The organism is Exiguobacterium sp. s48 (assembly GCF_018617395.1).
In the GTDB taxonomy this organism is placed as follows: domain Bacteria; phylum Bacillota; class Bacilli; order Exiguobacteriales; family Exiguobacteriaceae; genus Exiguobacterium.
This window is the reverse complement of the sequence record NZ_JACSKC010000001.1, coordinates 1395509-1421420: the sequence shown is the minus strand read 5'-3', so window position 1 is coordinate 1421420 and position 25912 is coordinate 1395509. Positions and strand designations below refer to the sequence as shown.

The 25912-nt window shown below is 46.2% G+C and carries 32 protein-coding genes; 22 read left to right on the top strand and 10 right to left on the bottom strand.

Translation table 11 applies throughout. The features are described 5' to 3' along the window. The first annotated feature begins 73 nt into the window (after window positions 1-73). The 3 genes from KNO66_RS07260 (at window position 74) to KNO66_RS07250 (ending at window position 2371) form a co-directional block, all read left to right on the top strand. Entirely contained in the window at window positions 74-934 is an 861-nt protein-coding gene (locus tag KNO66_RS07260) for a YitT family protein (RefSeq protein WP_214741716.1), read from the top strand. A 109-nt stretch (window positions 935-1043) separates the two neighbouring features. Continuing rightward, a complete protein-coding gene (locus KNO66_RS07255) occupies window positions 1044-1331 on the top strand; it encodes a putative quinol monooxygenase (RefSeq protein WP_031422801.1) in 288 nt (95 codons plus the stop codon). 104 nt (window positions 1332-1435) lie between these two features. Continuing rightward, complete coding sequence (locus KNO66_RS07250; protein ID WP_214741714.1) at window positions 1436-2371, top strand: DMT family transporter; 936 nt, start codon at window positions 1436-1438, stop codon at window positions 2369-2371. Window positions 2372-2409: 38 nt separating this feature from the next. On the opposite strand, the gene KNO66_RS07245 is transcribed toward KNO66_RS07250, so the two are convergent. Further along, complete coding sequence (locus KNO66_RS07245) at window positions 2410-2907, bottom strand: hypothetical protein (RefSeq protein ID WP_214741712.1); 498 nt, start codon at window positions 2905-2907, stop codon at window positions 2410-2412. A 156-nt stretch (window positions 2908-3063) separates the two neighbouring features. Between KNO66_RS07245 and KNO66_RS07240 the strand changes: the two genes are divergently transcribed. The 16 genes from KNO66_RS07240 to KNO66_RS07165 all read left to right on the top strand — a co-directional run bounded on the left by KNO66_RS07240 (window position 3064) and on the right by KNO66_RS07165 (window position 17881). Next, window positions 3064-3549 (top strand): hypothetical protein, encoded by a 486-nt coding sequence (locus tag KNO66_RS07240; protein WP_214741710.1) that lies wholly within the window; start codon window positions 3064-3066, stop codon window positions 3547-3549. A 45-nt stretch (window positions 3550-3594) separates the two neighbouring features. Beyond that, window positions 3595-3786: a hypothetical protein gene (locus tag KNO66_RS07235; protein ID WP_214741708.1), complete on the top strand. Its 192-nt coding sequence runs from the start codon at window positions 3595-3597 to the stop codon at window positions 3784-3786. 61 nt (window positions 3787-3847) lie between these two features. Beyond that, window positions 3848-4675, top strand: coding sequence for a GNAT family N-acetyltransferase (locus KNO66_RS07230; RefSeq protein WP_214741706.1), 828 nt, complete (start codon window positions 3848-3850; stop codon window positions 4673-4675). A gap of 10 nt (window positions 4676-4685) precedes the next feature. Next, the gene (locus KNO66_RS07225) at window positions 4686-5009 is read left to right on the top strand and encodes a hypothetical protein (protein ID WP_214741704.1); all 324 of its coding nucleotides are present in this window, start codon (window positions 4686-4688) and stop codon (window positions 5007-5009) included. 122 nt (window positions 5010-5131) lie between these two features. Continuing rightward, the gene (locus tag KNO66_RS07220) at window positions 5132-6424 is read left to right on the top strand and encodes a methyl-accepting chemotaxis protein (RefSeq protein WP_214741702.1); all 1293 of its coding nucleotides are present in this window, start codon (window positions 5132-5134) and stop codon (window positions 6422-6424) included. Window positions 6425-6659: 235 nt separating this feature from the next. Then, complete coding sequence (locus KNO66_RS07215) at window positions 6660-7478, top strand: flagellin N-terminal helical domain-containing protein (RefSeq protein WP_214741700.1); 819 nt, start codon at window positions 6660-6662, stop codon at window positions 7476-7478. 144 nt (window positions 7479-7622) lie between these two features. Continuing rightward, window positions 7623-9524 (top strand): motility associated factor glycosyltransferase family protein, encoded by a 1902-nt coding sequence (locus tag KNO66_RS07210; RefSeq protein WP_214741698.1) that lies wholly within the window; start codon window positions 7623-7625, stop codon window positions 9522-9524. A 59-nt stretch (window positions 9525-9583) separates the two neighbouring features. Next, entirely contained in the window at window positions 9584-10549 is a 966-nt protein-coding gene (gene pseB / locus KNO66_RS07205; RefSeq protein ID WP_214690638.1) for a UDP-N-acetylglucosamine 4,6-dehydratase (inverting), read from the top strand. Window positions 10550-10590: 41 nt separating this feature from the next. After that, window positions 10591-11763, top strand: coding sequence for a UDP-4-amino-4,6-dideoxy-N-acetyl-beta-L-altrosamine transaminase (gene pseC / locus KNO66_RS07200; RefSeq protein WP_214741696.1), 1173 nt, complete (start codon window positions 10591-10593; stop codon window positions 11761-11763). Between the two features lie 3 nt (window positions 11764-11766). Beyond that, window positions 11767-12510, top strand: a complete 744-nt coding sequence (locus KNO66_RS07195; protein ID WP_251128071.1) for a cytidylyltransferase domain-containing protein — start codon at window positions 11767-11769, stop codon at window positions 12508-12510. Between the two features lie 13 nt (window positions 12511-12523). Next, window positions 12524-13957, top strand: a complete 1434-nt coding sequence (locus KNO66_RS07190) for a bifunctional UDP-2,4-diacetamido-2,4,6-trideoxy-beta-L-altropyranose hydrolase/GNAT family N-acetyltransferase (protein WP_214741694.1) — start codon at window positions 12524-12526, stop codon at window positions 13955-13957. 12 nt (window positions 13958-13969) lie between these two features. After that, entirely contained in the window at window positions 13970-14989 is a 1020-nt protein-coding gene (gene pseI, locus KNO66_RS07185; RefSeq protein WP_214741692.1) for a pseudaminic acid synthase, read from the top strand. Between the two features lie 131 nt (window positions 14990-15120). Next, the gene (locus KNO66_RS07180) at window positions 15121-15477 is read left to right on the top strand and encodes a flagellar protein FlaG (RefSeq protein ID WP_214741690.1); all 357 of its coding nucleotides are present in this window, start codon (window positions 15121-15123) and stop codon (window positions 15475-15477) included. Window positions 15478-15492: 15 nt separating this feature from the next. Beyond that, entirely contained in the window at window positions 15493-17142 is a 1650-nt protein-coding gene (gene fliD / locus KNO66_RS07175; RefSeq protein ID WP_214741688.1) for a flagellar filament capping protein FliD, read from the top strand. 14 nt (window positions 17143-17156) lie between these two features. Beyond that, window positions 17157-17531 carry a flagellar export chaperone FliS gene (fliS, locus tag KNO66_RS07170; RefSeq protein ID WP_214741686.1) on the top strand — a complete coding sequence of 125 codons (375 nt, stop codon included), beginning with the start codon at window positions 17157-17159 and terminating at the stop codon, window positions 17529-17531. After that, window positions 17528-17881: a flagellar protein FliT gene (locus KNO66_RS07165; RefSeq protein ID WP_159562652.1), complete on the top strand. Its 354-nt coding sequence runs from the start codon at window positions 17528-17530 to the stop codon at window positions 17879-17881. The genes fliS and KNO66_RS07165 overlap by 4 nt, the downstream gene beginning before the upstream one ends. 36 nt (window positions 17882-17917) lie before the next feature. On the opposite strand, the gene KNO66_RS07160 is transcribed toward KNO66_RS07165, so the two are convergent. After that, window positions 17918-18295, bottom strand: coding sequence for a DUF3021 family protein (locus tag KNO66_RS07160; RefSeq protein WP_214741684.1), 378 nt, complete (start codon window positions 18293-18295; stop codon window positions 17918-17920). A 159-nt stretch (window positions 18296-18454) separates the two neighbouring features. Between KNO66_RS07160 and KNO66_RS07155 the strand changes: the two genes are divergently transcribed. From KNO66_RS07155 to KNO66_RS07145, 3 genes are all read left to right on the top strand, one after another. Continuing rightward, window positions 18455-18640 carry a hypothetical protein gene (locus KNO66_RS07155; protein ID WP_214741682.1) on the top strand — a complete coding sequence of 62 codons (186 nt, stop codon included), beginning with the start codon at window positions 18455-18457 and terminating at the stop codon, window positions 18638-18640. A gap of 135 nt (window positions 18641-18775) precedes the next feature. Further along, entirely contained in the window at window positions 18776-19402 is a 627-nt protein-coding gene (locus KNO66_RS07150; protein WP_214741680.1) for a DUF4352 domain-containing protein, read from the top strand. A 280-nt stretch (window positions 19403-19682) separates the two neighbouring features. Then, window positions 19683-20015 (top strand): DUF402 domain-containing protein, encoded by a 333-nt coding sequence (locus KNO66_RS07145; protein ID WP_214741677.1) that lies wholly within the window; start codon window positions 19683-19685, stop codon window positions 20013-20015. On the opposite strand, the gene KNO66_RS07140 is transcribed toward KNO66_RS07145, so the two are convergent. The 8 genes from KNO66_RS07140 to KNO66_RS07105 form a co-directional block, all read right to left on the bottom strand. Beyond that, the gene (locus KNO66_RS07140; protein WP_214741675.1) at window positions 20003-20503 is read right to left on the bottom strand and encodes a DUF1572 family protein; all 501 of its coding nucleotides are present in this window, start codon (window positions 20501-20503) and stop codon (window positions 20003-20005) included. The two genes, KNO66_RS07145 and KNO66_RS07140, sit on opposite strands and share 13 nt — an antisense overlap. A gap of 292 nt (window positions 20504-20795) precedes the next feature. Next, complete coding sequence (locus tag KNO66_RS07135) at window positions 20796-21461, bottom strand: DUF2225 domain-containing protein (protein ID WP_214741673.1); 666 nt, start codon at window positions 21459-21461, stop codon at window positions 20796-20798. 9 nt (window positions 21462-21470) lie between these two features. Beyond that, the gene (locus tag KNO66_RS07130; RefSeq protein ID WP_026825404.1) at window positions 21471-21914 is read right to left on the bottom strand and encodes a YaaR family protein; all 444 of its coding nucleotides are present in this window, start codon (window positions 21912-21914) and stop codon (window positions 21471-21473) included. A 27-nt stretch (window positions 21915-21941) separates the two neighbouring features. Beyond that, entirely contained in the window at window positions 21942-22844 is a 903-nt protein-coding gene (locus KNO66_RS07125) for a flagellin N-terminal helical domain-containing protein (RefSeq protein WP_214741671.1), read from the bottom strand. Further along, window positions 22828-23208 (bottom strand): flagellar export chaperone FliS, encoded by a 381-nt coding sequence (locus KNO66_RS07120; RefSeq protein ID WP_214741668.1) that lies wholly within the window; start codon window positions 23206-23208, stop codon window positions 22828-22830. Before KNO66_RS07120 ends, KNO66_RS07125 begins: the two co-directional genes overlap by 17 nt. Then, entirely contained in the window at window positions 23205-23495 is a 291-nt protein-coding gene (locus tag KNO66_RS07115; protein ID WP_214741666.1) for an EscU/YscU/HrcU family type III secretion system export apparatus switch protein, read from the bottom strand. The genes KNO66_RS07120 and KNO66_RS07115 overlap by 4 nt, the downstream gene beginning before the upstream one ends. Window positions 23496-23504: 9 nt before the next feature. Then, window positions 23505-25247: a hypothetical protein gene (locus tag KNO66_RS07110; protein ID WP_214741664.1), complete on the bottom strand. Its 1743-nt coding sequence runs from the start codon at window positions 25245-25247 to the stop codon at window positions 23505-23507. 74 nt (window positions 25248-25321) lie between these two features. Then, window positions 25322-25828, bottom strand: a complete 507-nt coding sequence (locus tag KNO66_RS07105) for a competence protein ComK (RefSeq protein WP_235189275.1) — start codon at window positions 25826-25828, stop codon at window positions 25322-25324. Between the last annotated feature and the right edge of the window lie 84 nt (window positions 25829-25912).

Sequence of the window (25912 nt, the reverse complement as noted above, 5' to 3'; positions counted from 1 at the left end):
TGACAAGGTATTTTGATATCATTTTGTGTTAGGCTAAGAAGATTGTTGAACAATGGATGGAGGTCTATACATCATGAAACGAGAAAACAGGAAGTGGTTGATGGGTTTTCAAATCATCATGAATATCATTGGAGGACTCATCGCAGCGTATGGGCTAGAGTCCGTTCTCATTCCGAATGATGTGTCGGATGGGGGCGTCACCGGAATCAGTATCGTCGGGTCACAGCTGACAGGGTTGCCGCTCGGTATTTTCATTGGGTTGTTGAATATCCCATTTATCTATCTCGGATATAAACAGATTGGGAAGAGCTTCGCCATCCTCTCGGTTACCGGGATTGTGTCCTTGTCTGTCGGTACGGTCATCATGCACCGCGTACCGACCATCATCGAAGGGGACGCGCTCCTCATCACCGTGGTCGGTGGAATCATCCTCGGATTCGGGATGGGGATTTCGCTTCGTAATGGGGGCGCGCTTGACGGCATCGACATGTTGGCGGTCCTCTTATCACGGAAACTGCCGTTCGGGACGAGTGATTTGATCCTGTTTTTGAATACGTTCGTCTTTATCGTCGTCTCGACGGTGTTCGGTCTTCAAGGGGCCGTCTTGTCCGCCATCGCCTACTTCATCGCCTCGAAAGTGATTCATATCGTTGAAGAGGGATTGAGCGGGGCGAAAACATTCAAAATCATCACGAGTGAACCTCATGAGATGGTCGAGACGATTCGGGACCGTCTCGGACGGAGCACCACGTTGAATCAAATCCAAGGGGCGTATTCCAAGGAAAGCTATTATGAAATCACGTGTGTCATCAACCGGCTCGAGGAACGAAAGATCAAAGACATCATCGATGATGTCGACCCGAAAGCGTTCGTCGTCGTGTATGAGGTGACAGAGGTCAAAGGTGGGAATTTCCAAAAACGCGATATTCACTAACGGATGGTCAAGGGTCGTCCGTTTTTAATTTCCACAGGGATCCGTCCAGGCAGGAAATCACATAGGGAAAGTGGAAGAAGTCGATGCTAGAGAAAGGGGAGGATTGGGAATGTACGCACTGATTGGAAAGCTTGTCACGAAAGCGGGGCAACGCGACAGGCTCGTGGCGATTTTATCGGAAGCGGCGCGGGAGATGGAGGCGACATCGGACTGTGAATCGTATCGGGTCCATGTGTCGCTCGACGAAGCGAATACCGTGTTTGTCTATGAAGTATGGCGAAATGAAGAGGCGCATGCGGCATCGTTGTCGCTTGCTGAAGTGAGGGCGTATATTGATCAGGCGAAGCCGATCCTCGAACGGATGGAGCGGATTGCCGCACTCGAGCTCCGAACGTGACTGATATGGGATGATGAAGCGGATGGCGAAGCGCTGTCCGTTTTTTTTGCAGGAGAAATGGCAAAGTGTCGAGAACATGACAGGATTCGGAAAGGAGGGAACAGATGCGTCCACTCATACTTGGTGTCTTCGCCGCATTGTTTTTTGCGAGCACGTTCGTGTTAAATGAAGTAATGCAAGTCGGAGGTGGCAGCTTTGCCTATAGTGCCTCGCTCCGCTTTTTATGGATGATTCCGTTACTGCTAGTTGTAGTTGCGTTTCGTGGTGGACTCAAGCGAGTTCTCTCAACATTGAAAGAAAGTCCTCGTCCATGGATTGTTTGGGGGACGGTCGGCTTCGGATTGTTTTACGTCCCGATTTGTCTTGCGGCTGAGGTCGCACCCCCATGGCTGATTGCGGGCACGTGGCAAGTGACCATTGTCGCTGGGGCACTGTTGTCCCCACTCTTCAAGAAGATAGACGGGACACGGGAACGCATCCCGTGGCGCGGACTTCGCTTCTCCATCTTGATTTTAATTGGGGTCGCATTGATGCAAGTGGAGTTCTTTGAATCGTTTGAACCTCGCTTCCTTTGGCTCGGGGTCGTCCCGGTCATCATTGCCGCGTTCGCCTACCCGCTCGGGAACCGGAAGATGATGCAACATACGAACCTCGACGTGTTCGAGCGAATTCTCGGGATGTGCCTCGGGTCTCTCCCGGTCTGGCTATTGTTGTTTGGGTACGGCTTGACGACGGGGCGTCCCTCGTCGAGTCAACTCGGACAGACGTTCCTCGTCGCCCTGTTATCTGGAATTGTCGCGACGGTTCTCTTCTTCATGGCGACCGATCTCGTCAAACAGGACATGGGAAAACTTGCATCCGTTGAAGCGACGCAAGCGCTTGAAGTCCTGTTCGCGCTCATTGGGGAACTGGTCTTCCTGCATACCGTCATGCCGTCACCGATCGCCTTGTCTGGGATCGCGCTCGTCATGATCGGGGTCGTTTTGCACAGTCGGAGTCAGTTCATGGAGCTCCCGACCGTCGTCCGCCAAGAAGCATAAAAAATCCCCCTCGGTCTTATGGACGAGGGGGATTGTCATCAACTTGTTGTCAAACTGCCTTTGACTTTGTCATAGAAATCATCCATCATACCGGTACGGCTACCGAGTTGGCAGATGAGTTCGAGCGTTTCTTTATAGAACTTCTTGACGAGTCCTTTGTTTTTGATGCCGTCCATCGATGCAAGTGTCTTGTCGAGATTCTCTAAAATCTCTTGAATCTGCGCGTCCGAGTCCGGTTTGACGACCGTCATGTTCTCGGGGATGCTGACGACTTTCTCTTGGCCTTGGTGGCGGAATGATGCGCCGAAGCCGAGGTTTTCGATAAAGAGGTGTGGCATCACTTTTTGACCGAAGAAATGTTTGTGCCAGTCCGTTGCTTTCATCGTGTCCATGTCCTGTTTGAACGTAGATGCCGTCGAGACATATTGTTTAAACAAATCCGTCATGAATTTCTCGATGACTGGGATTTGAAGGGCGAAGACGTTTTTCAAGAGCGCATCGAGCTGGGCGCGCGTCAAAGTAGTTTCGTTAGACATGTCAGTTCCTCTTTTCTATAGTACGTTACTACCATCGTATGGGATTGACGGACACTCGTCAATGTAAGGGGAAACATTTTTTCAGAATATTTAATGAAAAGTCGGCAACTTGTGGGATAATCAAGTGAAGACATCAACAAGTGAGGAGTGGTTCTTGTGAACAAATCGATGAAATGGGCGCTCGCGCTCGGTGTGACAGGTGCATTGGTAGCAACGGTCGGTGTCGTCTCGTCCCGGGGGCGGACAGAAGATACGACGCAGACGATTCGTGACCGAGAGCTCGGCTATGAGATCATCTTGCCAACAAAAATTGTCGAGGCAATCGAGCGAGGGGACGTCTATATTGAGAAAGCGCAAGACGTTGTCGACATCGGTGACACGAAGAGCTACGGCACGTTCGATTTATACTACAACGTCGAGAACGGGGACGACCAGCTCTTGTTCCACTTGGACTTGATTGACCGCGAGTTGACACAAGAGGCGTTCGCGACAGAAATTGGCTACGGCAATTATCTCGGAACGAACGACAAGACGTTCTTCTGGGTCGAACCGACAGAGGCCGTCCCGGGTGCTGAGGCACATACGGACGAAATTGCCGAGTTGATCGAAACACTCCCTGAGTTAGAGTTCCGGACGTTATAATATTGTGAGACTGTAAACGGCTGGATCGTTTGCAGTCTTTTTAGAATGGGTGGTCGTGTGCGAATAAGAAAACGGGATTATTCGGAAGGATTGATTGTAGCCCTTCTGTTTATCGTTGCGATGTATGTATTTGATTTACCGAAACAAGAGAGCTTGATCACCTTGGCTGTCGTCATCGTCATCTCGGTGATGATGCGAGAAGTGACGCAACTTTTTCAGAATGAACGGAATGACTAAGAGACTGCTCGCTACGGCGGGCTTTTTCCTTTGTGCTACAATAAAACATGAGGTGATATGAATGAATTGGACAGTAGAAGAGGTAAGGCAGGCAGATGACGTCAAGGCGTTAGAACAGGCGGTCAACGAGAACGACAAGATTGACGTGAAAGTCGGCCATGAGTCGGTCGGACAGAACGACTATGCGGTATATGACGAGGAGACACTCGTCGGGTATCTCATGCTTTTCCCGTATCTCCCGAACGAGTATGAAGTGAATGCCCTTGTCCACCCGAAATACCGCAAGCAAGGTGTCTTCACGGCACTGCTTGAGACGGCGAAACAAGATGCGAAATTGAACGGTTGCGAAGCGTTTACGTTCGTCATCGACCGAAATTCAGCGTCCGGGAAAGCAGTGCTCGAGCATCTTCAGGCGGCGTATCAGTTCTCGGAATACAATCTTGTCTTGAAAAAGGCGGAATTGTTCTTGAAGCCGGACGAGGTATCGCTACGTGAGGCGACAGCAGACGACCGTCCGCTCATCATCGCGACGCTCAGTGAGGCGTTCGGTGACCCGGTCGATGTGACGGAAAACATCTATCAACAAATCGAAACGCCAGATCGCGTGACGTATATCGGTGAAGTGGACGGCAAGCCAATCGGTGTGATTCGTGCCCTGCTTACAGGGGACGATTCAGCAAGTATCCATGCGTTCGGCGTTAAGGCGGGCAATCAAGGCAAAGGCTACGGTACGAAAATGTTGAAACAGATGGTCCAACAACTGTTCCGAATGGGTCGGACGAAAGTCGAACTCGATGTCGAGACGGAAAACAAGGCAGCGCTCGAGATTTATAAACGCGCCGGTTTTGCGGAGAATGGCGGCTATGAGTTTTACATGATCGAAGTGTGAGGTGAACCACATGGTGAAAAATCTGAAATGGCTCGGCGCGGCGTTTGAAGCCTTTCTCGGGATTCCGCTTCTCGGCGGTCTCTTCATCATCGGGATGGGCTATTCCCCCCTCGGTTTCATGTTCGTCTACCACGTGATCGTATTGATTATTTCGTTCAGTCGACTGAATCGATTCTCTTACGGCGCGGCGGTCGGAATTGCGGCATCAATCCTCGGCTTCATTCCGTTTGTCGGAATGATGCTGCACTGGGCGGCTGCCATCACGCTCGCGATTGACGCGGCGACGACACCACGACGTGTGGTGCATATCGAACGTGACGATGAAGCATTCTAACGAAACGTACTCCTTGACGGGGTACGTTTTTTCATTGACCAAACGTTCAACTGAAAACGCTATACATTCATTGGAAATCGGACGATATAAGGAGTGATGAACACAATGAGGAGGAACAAACAGTGAAAGTATTTAAAAACTTTACGACGCAATTGCTCGCGTGGATTTTGGTCACGTCCTTTATCACGGGCGGAGCGGTCGGCTACATCACCCTATTACTCTTGACGGAACTCGAGATGGAACAAGGTCAGGTCATGCTCGTCGGTACGGTCGTGGCGTTACTTGTCTCATCACTCGGCGGAATCGTCATTTACTTGATTGCCCGTCGTCCATTGAAAGCGGTCGAAATGGCTTCCGAAAAAGCAGTCGAAGTCGGGAACGGTGACTTGACGGTGCACTTCGCCGACGAGAAGACGACGGATCGTTCAGAGATGGGACGTTTGCTCTTATCGATGGACAACATGGTTGAACACCTTCGGGAGCAAGGTACGAACATGCGTTACACGGCGGATCAATTGACAGGTTCGGCACAAGAAATCGCAGCAGCGGTCCAAGAAGGAAATGTTGCAGGCGAAAACATTCGTGTAGCAATGGATTCCCTCAATAAGATGTTAGAAGACAACGTCAGTGCGACATATAGTTCGATGGACTTGCTTGGAGCGGTCGCGCGTACGATGGAGAGCATCCGCCAAGAAATGTCATCGGCGCTTGATTCAGCGAGTGAGATGCAACAGGAAGCGGAGAGCGGGAAAGGCCTTGCCTCGTCTTCCGTCAATGCGATGCATGCGATTGCTGGGAAAGTGGAGCAATCATCAACACTTAACAGCCAGTTGACAGAAATGACAGGCGAAATCTCGCGTATCACGGATGTCATCAGTGACATCTCGGCACAGACGAACTTGCTTGCCTTGAACGCATCAATCGAAGCGGCACGTGCTGGTGAGCATGGTCGTGGGTTTGCCGTCGTAGCGGCAGAAGTGAAAAAACTCGCGGAACAAACTGCGAACTCAACTCAAGAAATCACAGATCTCATCGTAGACGTGAAACGTCTCGTTGGCGATACATCGTCTTCAATGGCGAACGTCAAAGCGGAAGTAGAGACAGGTGTCGGCTTAGTTGAAAAAGCAGGTGGTGCTTTCGCATCGATCCACAACTCGGCAAATGAAGTATACAGCCATGTTCATTCGGTCGATTCACTCTTGGATGAGTCACGCGGTCAAATTGATTCGGTCGTGACAAACTCGGCAGGCATCGTTGGCATGGTCGAAGAAGCATCGCGTTATGCGAATGAAGTGACGTCAGCGGCGAGCCAGCAAGCGGCAAGTCTTGGTGAAGTGAACGGGGCGATGTCAGAGCTCGTTCGTGTCGCGGAAAGTTTGCAGAATGAGACGGAACAGATGAAGGTGGAAGCATAAAAGGCTGAAAACGTCCCAGTGATGGGACGTTTTTTATGACTTCAATATAAAATTTGAAGAAATTATAAAAAAAGTTGTAAAAAGACTAAACTGCCGAGCTTCCACTCCGATATAGAGTATGGAAACGATAAAACGTTCCAACAAATGTAAGGTGAGGGGCCGGCCTAAACCTTACATGCTCGGACAAACGGATTTGGAAGAGCGGAAAAACTCAAACCTATGGAGGGAAATTACAATGATTATCAACCACAACCTTAACGCAATGAACGCACACCGCAACATGTCGTTCAACACAACTAACTCTGGGAAGGCAATGGAGAAACTTTCTTCAGGTCTTCGCATCAACCGTGCTGGCGATGACGCTGCTGGTCTTGCAATCTCTGAAAAAATGCGTGGACAAATTCGCGGTCTTGATCAAGCGTCACGTAACGCACAAGACGGAATCTCACTCATCCAAACAGCTGAAGGTGCATTGAACGAAACACACTCAATCCTTCAACGTATGCGTGAACTCGCAGTTCAATCGTCAAACGATACGAACACAGATGCTGACCGTACTGAGCTTCAAAAAGAAGTTACAGAGTTGACAAGTGAAATCACACGTATCGCTGAAAACACAGAGTTCAACACCAAGACATTGATGGATGGTGGCTTCTCTGCTACTGGCCTTAAGTTCCATATTGGTGCAAACTCAGGTCAAAACATTGAATTGACAATTGCTGATATGACTGCAACTGGACTTTCTGTAGACGCGGTTGATATCTCATCACAATCTGGTGCAAACTCAGCAATCACAGTTATCAACGATGCAATCGAGTCTGTATCTTCTGAACGTGCGAAACTCGGGGCAACACAAAACCGTCTTGAGCACACAATCAACAACTTGAACGTTGGAGCTGAAAACCTTCAAGCTGCTGAATCACGTGTCCGTGACGTTGATATGGCAAAAGAAATGATGAACTTCACGAAAAACAACATCTTGAACCAAGCTGCTCAAGCAATGCTTGCTCAAGCGAACCAACAGCCACAAGCTGTACTTCAGTTGTTACGTTAAGATTCAATTAAAACCATAAAAAAAGGGAAACAGACACAAAGTCTGTTTCCCTTTTTTTAAATAAATTTGTCAGTCTATCGATATTCATATATTGAAATTGTATACTATATACAGATGAACTTTTAAAACATAAAGGAGTGCCTTATGTCACAACTGCAAAACATCTTAAAAGAACTTCGGGACATCTCAAATCAAGTTGTCCTTTTAGTTGAAAACGAAAAGTGGGATGTCCTCGATGAGATTGTGGGAATCATTCGACTATTTGGCGAAAATATTCATTCTAATGGAATTCGAACAATGGAACATGTATCGGAGCTCCAAGCCATCAAGAAAGAGAATTTACAACTGTATGTCAATGTTGTCTATGATAATTTGCAGTTATTAATTACAGAATATGAAGCATTAATAGAAGTGGAACATCAGAATCAAATCGTTCTCCCGTTCCGTTATCACGAGAACGAGATGGCTCTTATAAAGCAGAACGATAGTAGCCACTATTTTGTTAGTGAAACGCTTATAGAGTTTGAGCAGTTACAAGCCGAGATTGCTGACGACACGGAAGCTATTATCCTTTTAGGGTATGGGAGTGGGTTGTTTCATGGCAACCTGCTAAAACACTATCATATTTTGACGATTGACCCACTTGATCTACCCGAAAATGTTAAAGGTGAGGCAGTATTATCTTCTAATGCATCGAAGGAACATTACAAAGAGTTGTTACAGTCAAAGTTTCAGTCCTTTATTGGTTTAAAAACAGAGGTCATCAAACATCCTTATTATGAAGATACAGAAGAATTAATAGATCTTTTAAAATTAGTGCGAAATTACTTAAGCGAAAGCCGAATTGATTTAACGACACGTAAAGTGTATACGGAGAGCTGGTATCAAGAATCATTTCAAAATGCGAACTACCTGAACCAGCATTCAGATCGTCTTTTCAACATCGATTGTCTTAAACATAAATATAAAGGAAGCCATGCGCTGATGATTGCAGGGGGTCCTTCACTAGAAGATGCAATCCCTTATCTTCAACAGGCTCAGCATGCTTACTATATCATTGCAATCGGTCAGACAGTCAAAGTTCTACTTGAGAATGAAATCCGACCGGACTTTGTCATATCGATTGACGCTGGTGAAGCTAACGCTCATTTCTTCAACGATATTGAAATTGATGTACCACTTGTCTATTCGTTACAAGTGAATCATCAGATTCCACAACGAGCAAAGGGATTACTTGTTCCTTATGCTGATGCCAAGATTACACAAGATTTGCTACCCTATACAAAAACAGTTTTCAGTACGTACCCTACGGTGGCGTTAGCAGCGGTTGCATTTGCGAACTATTTGGACTTTGATTCAATTGGATTGATCGGACAAGATTTAGCATTGCGAGAAGGTGAATATTATAGTGCTTCGGTCAAACAAGCTTCTTCAAACGATGGTCAGTTCACTAAAACGTTATATGACGTACCATTGAATAGTGGTGAGATGGGGAAAACCACACCGATCTTATTTGGGTTTTTAACTAGTTACCAAGTATTAATCAATTCACAGCTCGGATTAAAAGAAAAACTAGTCAACTATTCAGAGAAAGGTGCTCGAATTGAGGGAGTTTCGTATCAATCCCTTGAAACGCTCCACACCACACCGATTCAAAAACAGAAACTTAAACAAGTTAGAGAATCAGAATTGAATGTCCCAATTGAACATGTACAACAATTACTTGATAGTGTGAGCGAAAGATTGCAAATGCTTGAAAAACGATTGCGTCGCGTTATGAATCAAAAAGCGGTAACCATTGATGAGTTTGAAAAAATGCTACGTGATTGGGATGCGATGATTGAAGCACCATCTTTCCGCACACATATCATGCCACTTCAATTGGTCAATTTATTAATCATTCAAAATAAAATTAAATTCCATAATCGATATAATCGGACGAGTGCATTACGTCTTTCGATTTTGTCGCGAATGTTTGAGTCGATTCAAGAACTACAAACTCAACTTTACACGATAAAACAAGCGTGTGCAGAAACCATTAAATAATAAGTGTCGCCAATAATATATTTATTAGACATTGTGCATGAGAGAGGAAGTATATAAGCATGTTTACAAATCAGACAATTTTAGTCACGGGTGGTACAGGATCTTTTGGGAAAAAATTCATCTCCGCCGTATTAAAACAAAATGTAAAAAAAGTCATCGTATTTAGTCGCGATGAACTAAAACAATATGAAATGGCACAAGAATTTACAGATCCCCGCATTCGTTTCTTCATTGGGGATGTTCGTGATAAGGAGCGCCTTTATCGTGCATTTGACGGGGTGGATATTGTCATTCATGCTGCGGCGCTCAAACATGTCGGAGCTTGTGAGTATAATCCATTCGAGGCCGTAAAAACAAATATTCATGGTGCTCAAAATATTATTGAAGCGGCTATTGATCGTGGTGTCAAGAAAGTTATCGCACTAAGTACGGATAAGGCTGCAAGTCCAATCAACTTGTATGGTGCAACTAAATTGGCATCTGATAAATTATTTGTAGCTGGTAACTCGTATGCAGGAGACAAAGACACACGATTTGCTGTCGTCCGATACGGTAACGTCGTCGGAAGCCGAGGTAGCGTTGTACCATTTTTCAAAAAGTTGAAGCAAGACGGAGCAACGGTCATTCCAGTGACCGATGATCGGATGACTCGCTTTTGGATCACATTAGACCAAGGTGTCCAGTTTGTTATCGATAGTTTGACACGTATGAACGGTGGAGAAATTTTTATTCCGAAAATCCCAAGTATGTCGATTCTTGACTTGGCTGAGGCGATTGCTCCGGAGTGCGACATCAAAATTGTGGGGATTCGTCCTGGTGAAAAGTTACATGAGGCGATGATTACGGAAGATGATGCGCGACACACGCTAGAGTACGACGATTATTTTGTCATTCAACCTGAGTTCCCTTGGTGGAGTGCAGAGTATTCAAATGGTGGAAAATCGTTACCAGAAGGGTTTACATACGTCAGTAATGTAAACAATCAGTGGTTATCGGTCGATGAATTAAGAGAGTTAGTGAAGTGAGGAAGACGGCATAGTCATTTTTTGATGAGAGGGAGTTTAGATTGATTGATCAACCTGTACGAAATACGTTCCTGCCCTATGGCAGACAATGGATTGATGAAGAAGATATTCAAGCTGTGGTCGATACGTTACGAGGTGACTTTTTAACAACTGGTCCTGCTGTTGATGAGTTTGAACAAGCAATCGCTCAGTATGTTGGAGCTCGATATGCTGTCTCCTTTTCTAATGGGACGGCCGCCCTACACGGTGCCTGTTTTGCAGCAGGAATTGGTGAGGGTGATGAAGTCATCACCACCCCTATGACATTTGCAGCTAGTGCGAATTGTGTTCTTTATCAAAAAGGAACACCTGTGTTTGCTGACATTGATCCAACGACGTATAACTTAGACCCGAATGCGATTGAAAAAGCCATCACTCCACGCACAAAAGCCATCATCCCTGTCCACTTTACCGGTCAACCTGCAGCGATGCAGGAGATTCATCGAATTGCCGAACAACATGATTTAGTCGTCATTGAAGATGCGGCTCATGCGTTAGGTGCCACCTATCAAGGGAAACGAATCGGTGCGTTAAGTGATATGACGATGTTTAGTTTTCATCCTGTTAAACATATTACTTCCGGTGAAGGTGGAATCATCACGACAAATGATGAAGTGTACTATCGTAAATTATTACAATTCCGGACCCATGGAATTACAAAAAGTGCTGAACAGTTAGTTGATCACCATGGTCCTTGGTACTACGAAATGCAGTTTTTGGGTTTCAATTATCGAATGACAGATATTCAAGCTGTCCTTGGAACAAGCCAATTGAAGAAGATTGGACGATTTATTGAGTTACGAAAACACTATGTTTCTTTATATAATGAGGCTTTTCGCGAGTTATCTGAAATTACGATACCGCATCAAGATGAAAGTGGAGAGTCAAGCTGGCACTTATATATCATTCGCTTAAATCAAAACCGGTTAAATGGTTCACGAAAAGAACTGTTTGAGGCCTTATTGAATGAAAACATTGGAGTCAACGTCCACTATATTCCTGTTCATTGGATGCCATATTATCAAGAGCTGGGGTATGAAAAAGGGATTTGTCCACACGCGGAGACGCTATACGAAAATATCATTACACTTCCTCTATTTCCTGCGATGACTGAGGAAGATGTGTACGATGTGATCGATGCGGTGAAAAAAGTGTTAAAACGATATGGGAAGTGAAAAATGGCTATGAAAACGGTGGCGATTATTCAAGCACGAATGGGCTCAACAAGGCTTCCTGGGAAAGTATTGATGAAACTTCAAAACCGTACGGTGCTTGACCATGTTATTACTCGAGTCAAACAAGCAAAATTGATTGATGAAATCATCGTAGCAACGACAACGTTGAGTGAAGACGATGCATTGTCGGAGGAAGCAAAGCGATATGGTGTTCGTGTGTATCGAGGAAGTTCAGCTAACGTACTGAGTCGTTACTATGAGGCAGCTAGAGAAGCAAAGGCTGATGTAGTGATTCGAATCACTTCAGATTGTCCTTTGATAGATCCTTTCATTATCGATCATGTGATTCAACAATACCATGACACAACAAACCATCTTGTGACAAATGTAGGGACCAAGCCAAGTGAGCGAACGTTTCCAAGAGGTCTAGATGTAGAAGTGTTTTCATTTGAATCCCTCTTTGCTGCTTATCATCATGCAACAAAAGATTATGAGCAGGAACATGTCACCCCGTTAATATATGAACAGCATCAACACAAAGTATCTTGTTATGACAACGAAACAAACTATTCTCAGCATCGGTGGACGTTGGATACACCAGAAGATTTGAAATTGATTTCTGAGATTTATAGTCGTCTTTACAAGGGGCAACATGACTTTTATTTAGAAGACATTATTCAGTTATTTGAGAATGAGCCTCAATTAATTGAAATCAATAAGCATGTTGAACAAAAAGTAATTAGATAAGAAGGTACAAATTATGAAAGTCATGATTTTTACGGAAGGTGGAAAAAGGACAGGATTTGGACACCTGACAAGGTGTATCGCTTTGTATGATGAAGTACACCGCAGAGGTATAGAAGTTGAGTTAATTGTTCAAAGTGATGCAGATTTGAAAGACTTGGTTGGGAACCGCTGTTGTAAGATTATCAACTGGTACGCCATCGATTCTTTGTCTAAAGTCATTCAAGCTGATGTGTACTGTATCGTTGATTCCTACATTGCTTCGAAGGATCTGTATCAAGTCATAGTTGACCGTTCAAAATCAGCCATCTTCTTAGATGATACAAATCGTCTTCACTACCCTGAAGGAATTGTAGTGCATCCTTCACTATGTGTGAACGATGCACCTCCTGGAAGTTTAGCTGGACCAGAATACATTATTTTACGAGAAGCGTTTCGAGAAAAGGTGCACCCTTTTATCCGACAAGATGTAACTAATGTCTTGATTACTGTTGGTGGTACGTTACAACCTTCTCTTATCGAATCTATTGTCCACCTCATCTGCTCCAGTTATCCAGAAATCACATTTCATATTTTAATTGGAGATAATTACGATCCTGTCCTTGAACGATTGCTACTATCGGTGTCTAATATTATCCTACATCGATACGTACCAAGTCATGAAATGAAACGATTGATGTCATGTTCAGACTTAGTGCTCACTGCTGCTGGGCAAACTATCTATGAATTAATTCTCTCAGGAGTCCCATTCATTCCAATAAAAATTGCTGAAAATCAAGCTCGGAACATGAATGCGTTACGAGAAAAAAATATAATTTTTTCAAACGTAACATGGGAATCTTCAACGTTTGCTCAAGATTTACAGACTGAGTTTAAAAGAATGCTCCCAATGCATATTCGAACTAAGCAAACGATGAGTTATGATGGACTATTGGATGGAAACGGTCCTCTTCGAATCATTGATTCGTTGCTTTATAACAAAGGAAATAATTTGTTTTTAAGAAAAGCAACGCTACAAGATTCTCGTCAAGTTTTTGAACTATCCAACCAGAAATATGTTCGTAAGTATTCAATCAATCAAAAGTCAATTTTATGGGAAACACATCAAGATTGGTACAAAAAAGTTTTATCGTCGAAACAATATCTTTTTTTGATTGTGACGGATCATTCGAATCAAGTATTAGGTCAAATTCGATACGAACGAATAACTAACCATGCGGTCATTAGTATCAGCTTATCGGAAAGATTGATAGGAAAAAAAGTCAGTCAACCACTGATTCAACAAAGTCTAATGATGGTTCAACAAGTTTTGAAAGATGTTCGTGAGATAAAAGCCTATATTTCAAATGAAAACATTGCATCGAAGAAGGCGTTCGAAAGAGTAGGCTTTGAGATGAAAGCTCACGAAGATGATAATAAACTACTCACATACATATATAAAATGGAATAAAGGTGACACTTCATGAATCTTTCGAAACAAGTATTTATCATTGCCGAACTATCTGCTAATCATGGCAGTAGTATTGAAATCGCAAAACAGACAATGAATGCAGCGAAAAAAGCAGGTGCTGATGCGATTAAAATTCAAACATATACACCTGACACCATTACAATCGATAGTCGTAAAGAGTACTTTCAACTAACGCAAGGTACAATCTGGGATGGTCGCACACTTTATGACTTGTACCAAGAGGCCTATACACCGTGGGAGTGGCATAAAGAGTTGATGAACTATGCAAAAGAGTTGGATATCATTTGTTTTTCAAGTCCTTTCGACCCTACTGCTGTGGATTTATTAGAAAGCTTACAGGTACCTGCGTACAAAATTGCTTCATTTGAAATCACTGATTTACCACTCATTGAATATGTTGCCTCAAAGAATAAACCAATCATCATCTCAACTGGAATTGCAACGCTTCAAGAAATCGAAGATGCGGTATCCATCTGTCGTAAAGTCGGAAACGAACAAATCATACTATTGAAATGTACGTCAGCCTATCCGGCCAAAATTGAGGATGCGAATCTTTTAACGATGCAAAACATGAAAGAAACCTTTGGTGTCGAAGTTGGGTTATCGGATCACACGCTTGGAATCACTGCACCGATTGTGTCTGTTGCATTAGGGGCGAAAGTGATTGAAAAACATTTTATTTTAGATAAAACAATTGGAGGTCCGGATGCTAGTTTTTCCTTAGAGCCTCATGAGTTTAAAGCGATGGTCAATGCTGTACGAGAAGCGGAACAAGCATTAGGGCGCGTCGATTATCAATTAAACGAGAAAAAAGTGAAAAACCGTGAGTTTGCACGTTCGTTGTTTGTCGTGAAAGATATTCAAGCTGGGGAAATCTTTACGACTGAACATGTCAGATCAATTCGTCCGGGACATGGATTGGCTCCGAAACATATCGATTCCATTCTTGGTAAAGTTGCAAGGAAAGACATTGAGCGTGGAACACCAATGAGTTGGGATTTGATTAAGTAAATAAAGTGATTGCCAAGGCAACGGATTACGTTGCCTCTTTATTATGTGTGAGAAAGAAGAAGAAACTTAAGGAAAAAGTATTTTGACCGATATAAGAAATGAGACCATAACATGTGAGGGAGTAGAAGACTATGAATCCGACCATTTCTGAAGTCAGACTTCACTTGCCTTCTTCTATATTACCGTATGAGCAAACTAAAAATGTGTTTGTTGAAGCCAATCAAGCTCAACTCGCCGATGAAGGTATTGTAATTCTTCCGACGCCTCAACACATTACAAAGTTAGAGGCAGCGGTCGAGAAGGCGAATCAAGTCCTTGAACAGCAACGTACCGGTTTGAAATTTATGAAACACGAAAAACTGAATGATTACTATATTCAAATCGTCGATGCGAACAATGAAGTAATCCGTGAAATTCCAAGTAAAAAATCAATGGATTTCTTTGCGGCTTTCATGGAATTTAATCATTTATTCGACGAGCGGATCTAAAAAAGGAGTGGACATATGACATCACCAATTCGATTTGGCGGATTAGCAAGTGGAATCGATACCGATAGTATCATTAAACAAATGATGCAAGCAGAGCGAATTCCAGTAGATCGTTTAGAACAGAAAAAGCAATTGACCGAATGGCGGCGTGACTCTTATCGTGAGGTCAACCGTTCACTGTTAGCATTACGAAACAGTGCGGTCGATATGATGTTCAGTCGAAACTATTACGCTAAAACGGCTTCATCCTCTGATGAATCGCGTGTATCTGTCGTTGCAGGTCCATCAAGTGGAAATGCTTCGCTTACTATCAATTCTGCGACGTTGGCCACCTCGGCTTCTCATGTGGCAGTGGCAAATGGTGGAGGCATCACAAATGACACGGCAGTGTCGACACTCGGGTTAGAAGTAGGTATTCGGAAACAAACGTTAACTGCGGGAACAACAGAACTCACAGTGAAACCGTTACCGAATAATCCGCCAACTTTTACGGATAAAGATGGTAATGCGATTACGTTAGCTCATACGTATGATGCGGCAACAGGGAAAATCACCTTCGATAGTGGCGTGACAATCCCTGAAGGTGCACAAGTCGTGTATGAAGCCGGCTATCAAGTTCGTTTCCGTAACGAAGACGGTGGAGCTTTACAGACAGTATACGTTGATGAGAATGCTAAGTTTAAAGATCTCGTCACCGCGTTGAATGGTACGAAGACGGGGATTAGTGCATTCTTTGATCAAACTTCAGGGCAGATTTCATTAACGCGTAAAGATACGGGCGTGAAATCGGTAATCGAATTTGAAGGTACTGCAGCTAAAGCGCTATTTGGTTTAAATGGTTCCGTAGCAGGGACAAACGCCTCTGTGGATGTAAACGGTATTACGTTGACCCAAAGTTCAAACACATTTACGATTGATAATATGACCATTACATTGAAGTCCTCATTCAATGATGGAACAAAAGTGAATTTATCCTCTGCAACAGATACTCAAAAAATCTTTGACGGAATCAAAGGGTTCGTTGATAAATACAATGAAACCATCGACCTCATGAACAAAAAGACACGGGAAGAACGATTCCGTTCGTTTTCACCGTTGACTCAAGCTCAACGTGATGAGTTATCTGAAGACGAAATCAAGAAGTGGGAAGAAAAAGCGATGAGCGGTATGCTCCGCGGTGATACAATTTTACGTGGAACCATGGACAACCTTCGTAGTAAGTGGTCGAGCGCTACAGCTGCGACGAATGACCTTGAGATGTCGCGTCTGTACCAAATCGGTCTTTCAACTGGAGCAGATTTCACCAATGGTGGTAAAATCGAACTCGACGAAGAGAAGCTAAAAGCGGCTATTGAAAAAGATCCGGAGCAAGTATATCAGTTGTTTACAAATGCTGAAACTGGATTATTGCCACAAATCCGAGATGCTGCCAAAGATTCGCGCGATACGATTACACGAATCGCTGGAGCGGAAGGTTCTGGCGCACAAACCCATTCGATGGGGAAAGAAATGACCGATATTGATTCGCGTATCAAGCGGTTAAATGATTTACTCATCGATAAAGAAAACGCCTATTACCGTCGTTTCACAGCGATGGAAACAGCGATGAACCAAGCGAATGCTCAAGCGGCGTCGCTGTCACAGTTTTTAGGCGGAGGCATGTAAGAGGAGGAGTTTAAATGGTAGCCAATCCATATGCAGCATATCAAAACAATGCGGTCACGACCGCGAACCCACAGGAACTGACGCTTATGCTTTATGACGGGGCGCTCAAGTTCATGCGCCTCGCCAAGCTTGCAATCGACCAGGGGAATCCTGATTTAAAGAACGTCAATATTCAAAAGACGCAAGCAATCTTTCGGGAACTTCGTCTCACACTCAACAAAGATGTCGCCATCTCGGCGAACTTGGACTCGCTCTATGACTACATGTGGCGTCGGCTCGTCGATGCGAACGTCAAGAACGATACAACCATCCTCGACGAAGTGCTCGACTTCACAACGGAACTCCGTGACACGTGGAAGGAAGCGATGAAACTCGCGAAGCAGTCATGAGACCGATTGATGAAATCATCTTAAAGACACAGCGCTTAAAAGAGTTGCTCGCACAAGTTCCGGAAGAACCGACGTATGATACATGGATGGAACAGATTCATGAGCTCTTGGACGATCGGGAACAGTTGCTCGCAGCACACGGTCCCGATCTGGAGAAAGCCGATCAGACGGTCCTCAGGCAACTCGTCGACGACAGTCAAAAGATTTCTCGTCTCATTGAAGCCGAACATCAGCGCCTCGGGATGACGCTCGGGACGGCCCGGATGGAGCGGAAGACGGTCAAGTCCTACGTCGATCCATATGAGGACGTCGATTCCAACTTTTCCGGTCTATTTGACCAACAGACATAACAAAAGCTCGAAGGCGCATGCCTTCGAGTTTTTGTGTTAAGAGGTGTTGACTTGGCGTCGCATCCGGATGATGAAATAAGAAAAGGTAAACAAGATGAGACCACTTACCGTAAAGTTCAAGTAGAGACGTGCAGCATCGTGAAGTGATGTGATTGGCGTAGCTCCACCGAACCAAAGGAGTGGCAGAATCGTCACGTGCATGATGCTCCAGTGAATGAAAATCTGCTTTTTGAACGACCAATGTCGAACTTCGTAAATGACACTCGTGAGCCCGAGAAAGAAGGCGACCCCGGCATAAACGAGCATAGCGTGTACAGCGTCTGTATTTCCTGACCAGCTTTGATAGAGGGCGAGTATGGCGAATGGTAGAGACCAGATGAGACTCCGTATGATTCCTTTTTTCAATAATTGCATATGAATCTTCCTTTCATCGCATCGTTGTATATGTATACGTGTAGGGGAGGGAAAAGTTTCATCTGCAGAGTAGGGGTGAAATGACGTCTGTTTTCCGCTATAATCGGGTAAATATCAATGTAGCCGTTGCTTCTTTTCTGGAAAGAGGAGGGAAACGAGATGCGTGAGAAAGAGTCCAAATCGGTATCGTCACGGAAACGCCGTTATTTCGTCTATGGTCCAGAGGGAGCGTACGATGAATATGTGGAGCGGGACCCGAAACTCGAGGCTTATGTCGAAGAAGATACGCCGTTTGAGGATCGTCCCGACCCATACGAGGAAGAAGAGCTGAAATCAAGAGGATAAGTATACAAGTCAAGGTCCGAATATGGACCTTGGCTTTTATTTTCCCTTGAATTTTTTCTTTTCACGGTATGGATTGCCAATTCGTTATTTTCGTCTTAACTACATTGCTTGGATTATGAAAAGGGAGAGATGAAGATGAATATGAAACGATTTGGCTTACTGGTGGCGGTACCACTCTTACTACTCGTCGGATGTGGAGAAGCAGATGAACTGAAGACGACGGCGACGGATACGGAAGAAGTGGCAGAGATGGAAGCGAGTGCGCCTGAGGAATCGACTAGTGAGAACGAAGACATTCAGGAGAGTGAACTCGGCACAAACAAGATCTATATGAAAAACAAAGCACTCACCATCACGGAGACGATGGGACCGATTCAGTTCGCCATCGACAAGGTACAGACGTCACGCCTCACGGTCGCGGAAGCTTATAGCGACTCATTCGATGGACAAGAAGAGGTGACGGTCGTCGCGATGAACATGATTGTTGAGAACACGGTCGACGAGACGATGAGCTTCCATCCGAACCAGGCGACACTCGTGACGAGCACAGGGGAGCAAGTCTCTTCTGACTTATGGTTCTCGGATGACGTTGGTGGAGAATTTTTAGGAAAAGTGAAGAAGGAAGGAAATGTTCTCTTCTTCGTCAAAGCAAAACCAGAAGAGTTGACTGATTTGAAGGTCGTCATCGACGGCCCGTTTGATGAGCAGTTCGATAAAGTGGCAGAAGAACGCTATGAATACACAATCGATGTATCGAAATAAAAGGTGGCGTGCCGATATAACTCGGCACGCCCTATTTATCTAGTCTAAACCCGAGCGGTAGAGGATAATCAAGATATTTCATCTTGTAGGAGGTCTACCATGAATAACGTCTCTCTACTCAAATACGACCAACAGCTCCATTATGAATGATCGAGTCACGTCATCGAAGAAACGGATGATTATGTGTTGTTGTATGCGGGATCTGGGCGAACGCTCCAGCATCATACGCGAGGTGCTTGTTATACATACGATTCGCATTCCCTCGAGTGCTTCATGCGACATGAAGGATTCACTCGATTTAAAGCATGATGGGACGATGCGTTGGTACTCCAATATCGGACTTCCGCCGACCATGATCGACGAAGCGATTCATTTTGTTGATTTGGATCTAGACTTTGTTGCAGTACAACCAGATGAGTGGCGTCTTGTCGACGAAGAAGAGTTCGAGATTAATCAAGAGCGTTACGATTATCCAGATGCGTTAATCTCTTACGTCTGGCAGACCGTTTGTGAGGTGAAACACCGGATTCAATATCGACAATTCCCGTTTGATGGTTCGTTCGAGCGACGTCTCCTCGAACTTTCTCAATCAAAGACGTCTCACTTCCGTTGATGTGGCAACGGGATCGACAACACGTCCCAGTCGCTTCCGGCAAATAGCTTCGACAGATAGACAATCTGCCCAACATGGTACCCGTAATGCGACACTTGACGTTCAATCGCATCAATCACGGAATGGGCCTCCCCGCGAATGATCACGTTTTTCCCTAAGTCATCCGGTGCCAGATCGGCTAAGACGTCATCCAACAGTTGCCATCGCTCGTCCCACACGCGCATGAGGTCTTCACGGGACAGTTGCTGGTCCTCGAACTCGGCATCCCGATTACGGTCCGGTTTCTCGCCGTCCGTCGTCAAGAAATCGGTCCAGCGTGACTTCATATTGTTCGCCATGTGCTGAATGATCAGGGCGAGGGAGAGTGTATCCGGTGCAAGCGCCTTATGAAGATCCTCGTCACTCACTTGGACGAGTGCGCGCTCGGCGAGTTGTTTCTGACTTTTGAACGTAGCACGGACGGTGTCGAGATATTGCGTTTCAAACATAAATAACATCCTCCTTTTCATATGTATCCATTTTGACTATACCCCACATTCATCCCGGCCAAAAACTATATTAATATTATAAAATAGGCGTTATACTAGTCTTATCGCGCAAGACGCCACCGCGTAGTCGGCATGAGGGTGCCTTGTTTTGGTTTTCACGTGAGTCATGTCGCGTGGTCTCTTTTCGGTTTGAAGGTTCACCCATCAATTGTCCCGATTGCGTTTGTCCGTGAGTGGATGAGCGCGATTTTTTTATGCAAAAAGTGTGAGACACGAGGTCCCGCACTTCTGATTACGCATGCTCCAACCGAAACTCTTCCCAATGATCGCGGGCCTGATTCCGGATCCGCTCCGATACTTCCTTACTGCTTAAGAGAATCCCATACCAGCGACGTGCGTCCTCGTAGTAGTCGAGCGCGGCCGACAAGTCGGCAATGCGCAACATGAGCTGGTCGTAAGGTAATCCGGTCCGAATCGGGTCCGTATACGCTTCTTGCACCTCATTGTATTTATCGAGCGTCCGCTGCATCCATTCCTTCTCAGATGCCACATCCCCAATCAACCGGTACATCCAGACAATCCGCATCCCGAGCATGGCGACGACAGATGGTTTTTGTCCGCTCAATTGGGCCGTCATGACGGCGAACTTATAGAGAAGGATGACGTGCTCATATGAGCGGTCACCTTTCAACACATTCGGATTCACTTGATTGAAGTAGTTCGTCTCAAGTGATTCCCGGTTATGTTTGCGCACCTTGTCGAACGAGTCGTGGAAAACGAGGTGACAATGTTCACAGACGGTCGGCTCGTATAAATACGGGTTCGGTCCATCATATGTTGTGTAGCCATCTTTTTCTACCTCGAGCGGTCGGATATGACGTGATAAGACGCGATTCGCCTTACTTTCCTGTAAACAATACGGACATTTAACTTTCTTCAAAAATAAATGCTCTGCCATCTCGACACCTCACACATAGACGTTGACGAGCAGTCCGCGAATCTCACCGACCTGGTCGAGTAGGGAGAGGCGAGATGCTTCTCCTGAGATGACCTGATCCGTCAGCGCGAGGAGTTTTTGGTCGACTTGTTCGACGACCTTATAAATCTTCGCGCGACCGCGGCGATTGAATCCGCGTTTGTCCTCGAGACGGAGTGCCGCGTCAACGGCCTCTTTCATAAAGTCTTTAATCAATTGTTTGTATTCGGCGAGCGCCTCGACGGTCTGACTTTCGGCTAGGAGTTCTCCTTGTTCATGAATCGCGGCGATTTGACGCTGGAAGCGTTCATGTTCTCGGTCTTCTCGCTTTTGACCAATCACGTTTTGGAAGGAGACGCCGGGTTCGACTTCGGGGCGCTTTGCCTTGCTTGAGCCGAGGAGCGATTGCGTCTCCATGATGCGACGAATGTCCATATGGGCAACCGTCCTTTCTTTAGGTTGTTAGTTCAATAATTGTAACACGCCTTGTGGTAAAGCGTTTGATTGGGCAATCATTGCCATCCCGGACTGATTCAAGATGTTTAGACGGGCGAAGTCCATCATTTCACGGGCCATATCGGCATCACGGATCCGTGACTCAGATGCCGTTAAGTTTTCAGAACCGATGGCGACGACGCTGACGTTCGCCTCGAGTCGGTTTTGGATGGCACCGAGTTTCGAACGTTCGAGTGACACTTTGTTGATGGCTGCATCAAATTTCGAAATGGCATCCCCTGCGTCCGCCGGTGTCAACACGCTGAGTGCATAATACGTTTCAGTAGGTGTCACCTGATCATTGTCGTGATCGACGGGAGGAAGCTCTCCACCACCTGCTGTCGCTGTCGTGATGTCAAGCGCATGCGCTCGCATATCTTGTACATTTAAGATGACGGCTTCGTTGTTACCGGCACCGATTTGGAAAAATAACGTACTCTTTCCTTCTTTGTATTCCCCGTTCATGATCTTCTTCGAGTTGAATTCGGTCGTCTCCGCAATCCGCGTCACTTCTGCAGTCAACGCGTTAATTTCTTCCTGAACGGCTTTGGCGTCGTCCTCACTAAGCGTCCCATTCGCTGCTTGGACGGACAATTCGCGCATGCGCTGGAGAAGGGAATGAGTCTCATTCATTCCACCTTCGAGCGTCTGTGTAAGGGAAATGCTATCGAGCGTGTTGCGTTCTGCCATTGAGAGGGAGTCGAGGCGCATCCGCATCTTTTCAGAGATGGCGAGACCGGCTGCATCATCAGACGCTTTATTGATTCGAATTCCGCTCGAGAGGCGGTCCATCGTTTTTTTCATCGATGCCTGATTCAAAGAAAGAGATGTATATGCTTTTAAGGCTTGTACGTTATTGGTAATTTTCATAGCGGTTTCCTCCATTCGGGACAGGTTGTGTCTTGGCACGCGCCATCGCTTCGCTCCACGTTTGATCGAGATCGCTCGCGAGCGTATGTAGTTCGGCGATTTTTTCTTTATCCTGATCGATAATTGCTTCGACGCTTGCGTTTGCCATGTAGAGATAAATCTCATCGAGTTGAGCAGCAATAATCCCGCCACCGTCATGAAGTCCTTGGTGAAGTTTGACCAATAGCTCCCGGGCTTGGCGAAGGTGCCGGTTCCGTTCGGCAATTGTTGAGTCTTGTGCATTTTTGTAGTGATAGACGAGTGCGTGAAGCATTGCCTGTGTCAATTCCTCCGGTCTCATTTCATATAGTTGCGTTGAATTCATTTTTGTTCTCCTTTGATTGAATCAAGTTCCTCTATTAACAACAACACTTCTGCCATCACGTCATAAAGTTGGGGTGGGATGGCGTCCCCTAAGTCAAGATCGAGCAGATGGCCGAGTAGGGAATGATCGTTCTCGACCGCGACCCCCCGGGCACGTGCTTCTTGTAGAATTTTTTCAGCGACGGCGCCTGTCCCGCGGGCGACGACGACGGGCGCTTTGTCTGTCGTTTCATCATAGCGGACGACCGCGGCCGTCTTTCGTTTCGTCAAATCCATGCGTTGATACATCGGGACCTCCTAAATTCTAAAGTCATAACCGGTCGTCGGTGCTACCGTAGGTTCATCGATAACACGCTCCGTTTTCGTGAGTGGTTTGAACTGGGTCGTCACACTCTTATATCCAATCGTCTCGAGCGTCTGTTCGATCTTCCCGAGAAGGGGACGAGCGAGTTGTTCAACCGTCGAATCGTCGTGCTCGAGTGTGAGTCGGAGGTTTCTGTCCTTCGCCTCGAGCTTGATCCCGATCTCTCCAAGGCGAGGGGTATCTAAACGAATGTAGAGGACACTGTTTTCCCAGTCGACGACGTCACCGGATTCCCGGTTTTGGATATGGACATGGATCCCCGTGTCAATTTCCTGTACTTTTGCTGGTAAGGCGAATAAGAGCTGATGGAGCTGCCCCCCGTCGAGACGGTTGAGTGTCTGTTGGACTTGGAAGAACGAAGCGAGACGTTGTGCCTCGGGGTTTGTCGTATCTCCACGTACCGATAGAGCTGATGTCGGTGTATTGGACGTCGCTTGGGCAAGTTGTGCCTTCACCTGCACACGTTGCGCCACTTCCTGGACGTGTCGTCCGGATAACGTCGAATCGAGCTTGAGTGGGGCGACAGTCGGCATCTCGCCGGCGCGTGTCGCCCCGTGCGGAATATATTCGATACGTGCCTGGTTCGGCGCATAGCGGAAGTCATTCAGTGCCGCCCGGACCTCTTTGACGAGTGTCGCGCTCTCTTGTGGTTTCGTCGCGAGCAACGACAACGCGACGTCAAGTTTGGCCGTCATGGTGACCAGTTGTTTTTCTTGCGTCACGTCGGTATGAAGCAAAGCGTCCGTCTTTTGGACGAGTTGCGTTAGACGGGTTGAGACGGTCTCGAGGGCAGGACGTGCCGCATGCGGATTCGTCTCAATCAACGCGGCGACTTGTCCGAGTTGTTTCGTCACGGTCGCTTGCTCGCTTCGGAACGTGTTCGTCACGGTCGCGAGATGTGACGTCACTTCCTTCACCATTACTTGTTTCCCGTTGACTGGAGGGAGTGGCAACGCTTGGCGCGATTCAGATTCAATTGGACGCGGTGATGATGGTGGCGGTGTAAGGTCACGGATGACTCGGTCGATCGTCTCCGGTGTCGGTGTGACGCGTTCACTCACGGGACGTGACAGATTGACGAGCTCGACGTACCGCTCTTTTTGTGGGTAAGGAGCGTTCGTCGCCGGTGGTGTGATCTGTTGTCTCGCTTCATTCAAAGAAAGGATGGCAATCTCCCGAGCCATCTCCCTGGAAACGGCCTCAGTATCGAGCGTCTTCAAATGTAGGATGACGTCTCGCATGTCCCCTTTGAATGCCGTTTCGAGTAGACGCACAGTATCTTCATTCATCGGCAAGCGTCCAGATTGTAGCAGGCGGCTGACCGCGCTTCGTACTTCGGGCGGAAGGGAAGCGAGGAGTGTCTGGATCTTCGCGTCAAGCTTTGACGACGTGGACGCAGGTGGTGCGGATTCAAGTGTCTCTTCCTTTGGAGGAACGACGGTCGCCATCAAGACACCGTCCTGTTCAGCGAGCGTCACTTGGAACGGATTCGTCTTCGGGAGCCCGTCTTTAAATGTGACCTCGACTTCTTCCCCGTTGATCTTGACGATCGCTGAGTCGGGTCCTGTCTGTTTAACGAGCTCGGCCTTGTACGTCCGATTCGTCTGGATGCCTGGTAAGACCGAACTGACGGCGGTCGATTGGGCTTGAATTTGCATGTTTGTCACCTCGACCATAATATCGACCTCTTTTTAAAAAAATGAAGCGAAACAATAGAAAAAAACCTTCCGTCTTTTCGACGGAAGGCGTGTCAGGACTCGAGCACGGGGCTCGCGTTCAATTGTTGGAACCGAGCGACGAGTTCGCCTGTCGCTTTCAGTTGGTTCCGGAGGACGTACGGTGTTGCGTTCGTTTGGATTTGATGTCCATCGGTTGTGAGGACGAGGCCGTTTGGCTCACCCTCAATGTTCAGTATGTCTCGAATATGGGACCAGGCATACCATTCACAATCGTCTCGTTTTGGAGACTTCGTCGGGAAGAAGACGAGCCCGGTTGTCGGTTCAATCACGACAGGGACTTTCCCTTTTACGCCGGCGACGCGTTTGGCGATGAAGATTCTTTCCTCGATCGAGCTGTTGTACTGGCGGCAAGAAAGTTGCAACAACTGGTACGGCCGGAGCGGGGTTGAAATCTCGGTGCCATCCTCGAGAATGATCCGTGACTGCTTCATGATGTCAAAGCAAGGGAGAATCGCCACGGTTCGCTTTGTGATGCGATATTTTTCCTCAGAATAGTAGGAGCGCATACGCTGCACCATCCTCCTCGTATTAGATTTTCAGGATCGGCTAAAGACAAACGGCACAAACCTAAATCATCCCTTCAATGATATATCACAAAAAAT